Origin of the sequence: Rhodococcus sp. R1101, assembly GCF_000278445.1 — a bacterium.
Taxonomy (GTDB): domain Bacteria; phylum Actinomycetota; class Actinomycetes; order Mycobacteriales; family Mycobacteriaceae; genus Rhodococcus; species Rhodococcus gordoniae.
On record NZ_AJVB01000356.1, the window covers coordinates 1 to 4025 of the forward strand.

General features: G+C 67.7%; 5 protein-coding genes. All 5 read left to right on the forward strand.

Going from position 1 to position 4025, the window contains the following annotated elements; all coding sequences use genetic code 11:
- On the forward strand, positions 1 to 651 hold a 651-nt coding region (locus R1101_RS0117685; protein WP_016934691.1), incomplete at its 5' end, for a proton-conducting transporter transmembrane domain-containing protein.
- Positions 648 to 2252 (forward strand): NADH-quinone oxidoreductase subunit NuoN, encoded by a 1605-nt coding sequence (gene nuoN, locus R1101_RS0117690; protein WP_016934692.1) that lies wholly within the window; start codon positions 648 to 650, stop codon positions 2250 to 2252. The genes R1101_RS0117685 and nuoN, both read left to right, overlap by 4 nt.
- Before the next feature lie 67 nt (positions 2253 to 2319).
- Complete coding sequence (msrA, locus tag R1101_RS0117695; RefSeq protein ID WP_016934693.1) at positions 2320 to 2841, forward strand: peptide-methionine (S)-S-oxide reductase MsrA; 522 nt, start codon at positions 2320 to 2322, stop codon at positions 2839 to 2841.
- A gap of 125 nt (positions 2842 to 2966) precedes the next feature.
- The gene (locus tag R1101_RS30715; RefSeq protein WP_167352073.1) at positions 2967 to 3107 is read left to right on the forward strand and encodes a hypothetical protein; all 141 of its coding nucleotides are present in this window, start codon (positions 2967 to 2969) and stop codon (positions 3105 to 3107) included.
- 51 nt (positions 3108 to 3158) lie between these two features.
- Positions 3159 to 4025, forward strand: an 867-nt coding sequence (locus tag R1101_RS0117705) for a glutamate synthase-related protein (protein ID WP_016934695.1), incomplete at its 3' end; no start/stop codon positions are given.

Below are 4025 nucleotides of genomic sequence, written 5' to 3' on the forward strand. Positions count from 1 at the left end.
ATCGTCCTCGGTATCTTCGCGCTGACGGCGCAGGGGCAGGCCGGCTCCACCCTGTACATGGTCAACCACGGAATCTCCACGGCCGCACTGTTCCTCATCGCCGGATTCCTCGTCTCGCGGCACGGCGACCGCACGATCGCGGCGTACGGCGGCGTACAGAAGATCGCGCCGGTCCTCGCCGGGACCTTCCTCGTCGCCGGGCTGGCGACCCTGTCCCTGCCCGGGCTCGCCCCGTTCGTCAGCGAATTCCTCGTCTTCGTCGGCACCTATCCCCGCTATCGGGTGGCGGCGGTGATCGCGACGCTGGCGCTCGTGCTGTCCGCGCTCTACGTGTTGTGGCTCTATCAGCGCATGATGGGAGGCCCCGTGCGCCTACCCGGCCGGGACCACGACGGGGACGACGGCGCCGAGCACACACGCAGGCTCTCCGATCTCGTGCCGCGGGAGATCGCGGTGGTCGCGCCGCTGCTCGCGTTGCTGCTCGTACTGGGGATCTATCCGAAACCGGCGCTCGATGTCATCACCCCCGCAGTCGACGACACGCTCGTCTCGATCGACATCTCCCGGCCGGAGCCGGTGGTGCCCGCCGAGCGTCCGATCGCCGAGAGTGACGTTCCGGCCCACGGTTCCGAGGAAGGTGAAGCCGAATGAACCCCTCCGAGGGCATCGTCGTTCTTGCTGCGTCCCTCCCCGCCCCGGCGATCGACTACGGCCTGATCGCGCCCATCCTGATCGTGTTCGCCGCGGCCGTCGTCGGCGTACTCGTCGAATCCTTCGTGCCGGCCTCGGCGCGCTATCCCGCCCACGTGGTCCTGACGACGGTCGCGCTCGTGGCGGCGTTCGTCGCGGTCGTGATGCTCGCCGGAACCCGCGCGACCACCCTGTCGGGGGCGGTCGTCATCGACGGCCCGGCGCTGTTCCTGCAGGGCTCGGTCCTGATCGTGTCGTTGCTGTCGGTCGCGCTGGTCGCGGAACGCAGCATCGAACCGGCTCGTGCACACGCCGTTCCCCGCACGGCGGTCGGTGCGCATCTCGACGCGTTCGCACCTCAGGCGTCGGCGATCCCGGGTACCGCCGCCGAACGACAGGCACTCGCGGCGGGCGGCGCACGGACCGAGGTCTTCCCGCTCCTGCTGTTCGCGGTGGGTGGGATGCTCGTGTTCCCCGCCTCGAACGACCTGCTGACGATGTTCGTCGCACTCGAAGTGCTGTCGCTGCCGCTGTACCTTCTGTGCGGGCTCGCGCGGCGCCGACGGTTGCTCTCGCAGGAAGCCGCGCTGAAGTACTTCCTGCTGGGAGCGTTCTCGTCGGCGTTCTTCCTGTACGGGGTGGCGATGCTCTACGGCTACGCCGGCACTGTTCACTTCGGAGGTATCGCCGCAGCGATCGACACGGGTGCGGGCAACGAGACCACAGCGCTCGTCGGGGTGGGCCTGCTGGCCGTCGGCCTGCTGTTCAAAGTCGGAGCGGTGCCCTTCCACTCGTGGACCCCGGACGTCTACCAGGGGGCCCCGACCCCCGTCACCGCGTTCATGGCCGCCGCGACGAAGATCGCCGCGTTCGGCGCCCTGCTGCGCGTGCTCTACGTCGCGGTCCCCGGTTCCGCCGACCAGTGGCGGCCGATCCTGTGGGCCGTCGCGATCGCGACGATGGTCGTCGGCGCGGTCCTGGCGGTGACGCAGAACGACATCAAGCGCATGCTCGCGTATTCGGCGATCAGCCACACCGGATTCGTGCTCACCGGCGTCGTCGCCGGCACTGCGTCCGGAGTGTCCTCGACGCTGTTCTATCTGCTCGTCTACGGCATCGGGACGGTCGGTGTGTTCGCCGTGGTGACGCTCGTCCGCGACCCGGACGGCGAGGCGTGGGAGTTGTCGCGGTGGGCCGGCGTCGGACGGCGCTCGCCGCTGCTCGGAGGGGCGTTCGCACTGTTCCTGTTGTCACTGGCGGGCATTCCGCTCACCAGCGGGTTCATCGCCAAGTTCGCGGTCTTCGGTGCCGCGATCGCGGGAGGCGCGGCTCCACTCGTGATCGTCGGTGTGCTCGTCAGCGCGGTCGCGGCGTACTTCTACGTGCGGGTGATCGTGCTGATGTTCTTCACCGAGCCGACCGCCGACGCCCCGCAGCTCGCGACCTCCACCGTGGCGACGAGCGCCGCGATCGCGTTCGCGGCGGTGGCGACGGTGCTGCTCGGCATCCTGCCGCAACCCGTCCTCGACCTCGCCGAGCGGGCGGCGGTGTTCGTGCTCTGACCACGAACAGGGTGCGGGCCGGGAATGCCGCGACCCTCGTATCGGTTCCACCTCCCGAGGAGGCGTAATGACCGATACACGCACGGCGATCCTGGCAGGCGGATGCTTCTGGGGCATGGAGGAGCTGATCCGGCGGCAGCCCGGGGTGGTGTCGACACGGGTCGGTTACACCGGTGGGCAGAACGATCACCCCACCTACCGCCACCATCCGGGGCACGCAGAGTCTGTCGAGATCGTCTACGACCCCGCACGCACCGACTACCGGGCACTGCTCGAGTTCTTCTTCCGGATCCACGATCCGACCACCGTGAACCGGCAGGGAAACGACGTCGGAGCATCCTACCGTTCGGCCGTCTTCTATCTCGACGACGAGCAGAAGCAGGTCGCGCTGGACACCATCGCCGACGTCGAGGCGTCCGGTCTGTGGCCCGGCACGGTGGTCACCGAAGTGACTCCCGCGAGCACCTTCTGGGAAGCCGAACCCGAGCACCAGGACTATCTCCAGCGCTACCCGAACGGGTACACCTGCCACTTCCCGCGGCCGGGCTGGAAGCTGCCGAACAGCCGCATCGTCGATGCACCGAACTGAATCGCGCGCACGGGCAGTTCCACGGGAACTGCCCGTGTCGCCGACGGCGACTACTCCTCGGCGTTCCCGCATCCGTATCGTGGAAGTACCAGTTCTGATGACACACGGAGGAGTGCTCGATGGGAATGTTCGGTAAGGCTATGAAGAGCGCCGCCGCGGTCAAGGCGATCCAGGTCGTCCGGCGTGAGGCGGCCAAGCCGGAGAATCAGCGCAAGGCCAAGGAGATGCTCGCGAAGCTGCAGCAGAAGCGTCGCGGTTCCCACTGAGCTGCCGCTCGACATGTGAGACCCGCCGGACAGGCGGAGAGAAGGTGAACCGTGCTGCGGTTCTTCCTCGTCGGTTTCCTGGGCCTGACTCTGGTTCTGGTCGGTGTGATCGCCGCAGTCGGAGGGTGGGGCTGGTGGGTGCTGGTCGCCCTTCTGACGTTCCTGTCGGTGGTCGGAATCTACGATCTCGTGCAGCGCCGGCATTCGGTGCTGCGCAACTATCCGGTGCTCGGCCACATGCGGTATCTGCTCGAGAGTGTGCGCCCGGAGTTCCAGCAGTACTTCGTCGAGCGGAATTTCGACGGCCGCCCCTTCGACAGGGACGTGCGCACCGTCGTCTACGAGCGGGCGAAGGGAATTCACGGCGAGTTGTCGTTCGGCACCGAACGCGACGTCTACGAGGTCGGGTACGAGTATCTCGTTCACTCGACAGTGCCGGCGGCCGAACCCGACGAACCACCGCGGGTGGACATCGGAGGGCCCGACTGCAGCCGGCCGTATTCGATGTCGCTGCTGAACGTTTCGTCGATGAGTTTCGGCGCTCTGTCCGCCAATGCGATCCGGGCGTTGAATCGTGGGGCGGCCCGAGGCGGGTTCGCCCACGACACCGGCGAAGGCGGGCTGACACCGTATCACCTCGACGGTGGTGGCGACCTGGTCTGGGAGATCGGATCCGGGTACTTCGGGACGCGCGACCGCGACGGACGTTTCGACCCCGCAGAGTTCGCCGACAAGTCGGCTCACGACCACGTGAAGGCGATCTCCCTCAAACTCAGCCAGGGGGCGAAACCCGGCGTGGGTGGCGTGCTCCCGGCGGCGAAGGTGAGTGAGGAGATCGCACGCTATCGTGGCGTTCCGGCCCACGAGAAGTGCATCAGTCCCGCAGCGCACACGGCCTTCACGACACCGCGCGAACTG

Excerpts from the sequence above, each read along its gene's own strand:
- nuoN (WP_016934692.1), top strand. The coding sequence starts at position 648 with ATGAACCCCTCCGAGGGCATCGTCGTTCTTGCTGCGTCCCTCCCCGCC.
- msrA (WP_016934693.1), top strand. The coding sequence starts at position 2,320 with ATGACCGATACACGCACGGCGATCCTGGCAGGCGGATGCTTCTGGGGC.
- R1101_RS30715 (WP_167352073.1), top strand. The coding sequence starts at position 2,967 with ATGTTCGGTAAGGCTATGAAGAGCGCCGCCGCGGTCAAGGCGATCCAG.